Source organism: Metapseudomonas boanensis, from assembly GCF_018704125.1.
Taxonomy (GTDB): Bacteria; Pseudomonadota; Gammaproteobacteria; order Pseudomonadales; family Pseudomonadaceae; genus Metapseudomonas; species Metapseudomonas boanensis.
On the sequence record NZ_JAGTIS010000041.1, the window covers coordinates 1 to 2,851 of the forward strand.

Annotated in this window: 2 protein-coding genes and 1 pseudogene; all 3 read left to right on the forward strand. The window is 63.0% G+C overall.

All coding sequences use genetic code 11. The features are described from left to right. Positions 1-27 precede the first annotated feature (27 nt). Positions 28-378 carry a PAAR domain-containing protein gene (locus J7302_RS26160; protein WP_349814483.1) on the forward strand — a complete coding sequence of 117 codons (351 nt, stop codon included), beginning with the start codon at positions 28-30 and terminating at the stop codon, positions 376-378. 80 nt (positions 379-458) lie between these two features. After that, entirely contained in the window at positions 459-1,625 is a 1,167-nt protein-coding gene (locus J7302_RS26165; protein WP_251702289.1) for a hypothetical protein, read from the forward strand. A gap of 10 nt (positions 1,626-1,635) precedes the next feature. After that, positions 1,636-2,851, forward strand: a pseudogene (locus tag J7302_RS26170) (ImcF-related family protein); the annotation flags it as partial.

Here is a 2,851-nt window from a genome sequence, read left to right on the forward strand (position 1 = left end):
GAGGTGCTCGCGGCAGCGAAAAAGAGCGTGAAGCGCAACGGATCTGGGTGTTATGGATCGAGTGGACGCTTTCAAAAACGGCAGGCGCTGAAGTTAGCCAGAAACGCATGGCTACTTCAGACCATCCTTAGAGTCGGAGATAAGGCCACTGGCGGCGGTGTCGTAATAGCCGGCTCTACCACTATGAAATTTCGTGGTATCGGAGTAGCGCGCGTGGGGGACCCTGTCTGTTGCCCATTACCTGGCCATGGGCCCACGGTGATTGCCGAAGGACATGATGTATTCAAGGATCATGGCGTCCCCGTGGCGTTTCACGGCCATCTCTGTGCCTGCGGATGCGCGTTGTTGACGTCATTGCCCGAGGCCACGGCGAACTAGCCATGCCGGTCCGACTGGATAACGTCCCGCCAATGGCCATACGTCCGCGTTCCCCACGCGTTTGGATATGGCTGGGCCTGTTGGCGATTGCCTTGTTGATGGGCCTGGGGCTGACCCTGGTATTTGGCGACGAGTCCCTGCGCCAACATCTCCTGCAATTCTGGGGAGTGGCGCTGGGCCTGCCCTTTGCTGTGTGGTTCGCCTCGATCTCTATCCGGTGTCTAGTGCATGTGGGTGTCGTCAGTGCTGCCGACGGTTGGGATCGGGCGCGTGAAGAGGATTGGCTCGGAAGACTGCGTCGAGGACGGCGCTCCCAGCAGATCCTCGCAGTCAGTCTTTACACCGCCCTGCGTGAGGCTTCGGACAGGTCCGGAGTGGCGCAAAACCAGGCCCTGATGGCGGACAAGTGCGCCTTGAAGACCCAGGCCCTGCGAGGGCTGCCGGATCAGGTTTGTCGACACAGCCGGTTGTCGTTTGACCCGGAGCTGGACTCGGACCCTCTCGATGCCGATGCGTTGTTGATAGAAGCCTATCGCCGGGTGCTGACTGACTTGTCCAGGGTTTTGCGCACGCTACCCAACGAGCTTCCACTGGCTCTCGTATTGGAGTCTGGCTCGACGCGCAAGCTTGCTGAATGGCGGAAAGTCTGGTCGGAGCTTGGGCTTCGGCAAACGGTAGCTCCCCTGGAGCGCCAGGGACTGGATGCCATCGACCATTGGCTGGACGCCCACAACGACGACCCGTCGCTGCTGCTCGTGGTGGCCGCCCAAATGGCGCCATCGCCGCCGGACAACACGGCAGAGGTTGCCGTTGGCCTTCTATTCGGCAATCAGCGAACACAAACGGTTCTTCGTCCAATGACCTATCTGCATCGCCCTGAGCAGGAGCGTGGCGCGACGGCTGACGCGTTGCAGCTCGCAGTCCGTCAGGCATTGGGTTGGGTGCCGATAGGCGCAGAAGCTCTTGGGGATGTCTGGCTGACTGGGGTCGACGCTCTGCGCCATGGCGATATCACCCAGGTGCTTCTCGAATTGTCTTCCCCGTTGAAGCGTGGTCAGGGCTTGCATGACTTACAGCCATCGCTGGGTGATCCCGGCTCTGCTGCTCCTTGGATTGCCATTGCCGCGGCAACCGAGAGCGCGCGTTCCGGAGGAAGGCCGCAACTGATTTTCAGTGGTGATGGTGTCGTCGAGGCTGGACTCTGGTGCTCGGTGGTGAGGCCGACACTGATATTGGAATCGGAATAAGGATGTATCGATGCTGCCTCGTCGGATGATGGTGCTGATTGCTCTGGTCGTATTGGCTGGACTGCTGGTTGGACTGGTGTTCTGGCGTTTTCCGGAACTTGTGGGGCTGAGCTCCGGAGGCAGCGGGCAATCCGCGGGGCTTATCATGACTGCCGGACTGGCTGCGCTGCTTCTGCTGTTGCCAATGGCTCAGCAGTTCCTGGGCCGGCGAGTCGGAGCGGTGTCCTACCGAGAAGTGCTGGCCGACGATGCCGAATCTTCCTCTGGCGTCCAGAAAGCCACGGTCGCACCTCGGGATGCCCTGGCCGGGATAAAGAACCATCTCAGGGAGCACTACGGGTATCTCTGGAGGCGCCGGATTCGTGTCTACCTGGTGGTGGGCGAGACCGAAGAGGTCGAGGCCATTGCGCCGTCGCTGACGCGCGCGGGCTGGTTGGAAGGCCATGATGCGTTGTTGCTGTGTGACAACCATTCGGAGGGTCGAACGGATACCCCGGAGGTGCTGAGGAGGCTGCGCCGTAGCCGCCCCCTGGACGGCATCGTCTGGGCGCTGAGCCCGCAGCAGAGCCTCGATCCCGACTACCTGGGCCGCTACCAGCGTCAGTTGCGGGATCTGGCGCGGCGGCTGCGTTGGCAGGCACCGGTGCACCTTTGGGAGGTGCGCCGCAGCGAATGGGAGCAGCCAGCCGCCGATGCCGCGGTGGGCTGCGCGCTGTCGTCGCGCGCCGGTCAGGCGCAGTTGGAGAGCCACCTGGACTGCCTGCTGCAACCATTGCGTGAACGGGGCCTGGCGCGGATGCAGGGCGACAATCGCCATGACGCCCTTCTGCGTCTGGCCCACGACCTGCAAAACGACGGCATCGCCCGCTGGAAGCAGGCCTGGACGCAGTTGCGGCGCGGCCCCGAGTTGATGCTGCGTGGCCTGTGGTTCAGCCTTCCCCTGCCCACACCCCGGGATAGTGGGGATCACCACTGGCGAGCCCATCCCGCTTGGAACGGCGTGTTGGCTGACCGATATCCCGGCGGCCGGCCGCAGGGCTGGACCGGGTGGCGCGTCGGCACTGTCGCGCTGCTGGGGCTGCTTGCGCTCTGGGTGCTGGGCCTACTGCTGTCCTTCGCCAGCAACCGCGCTCAGGTGGCCGAGATGCAGGCTGCACTGGCCACCCTCGATCAACCCCGCGAAGGTGATGAGCAACTGCTCGCCTTCAACGAACTGGTCCACGAGC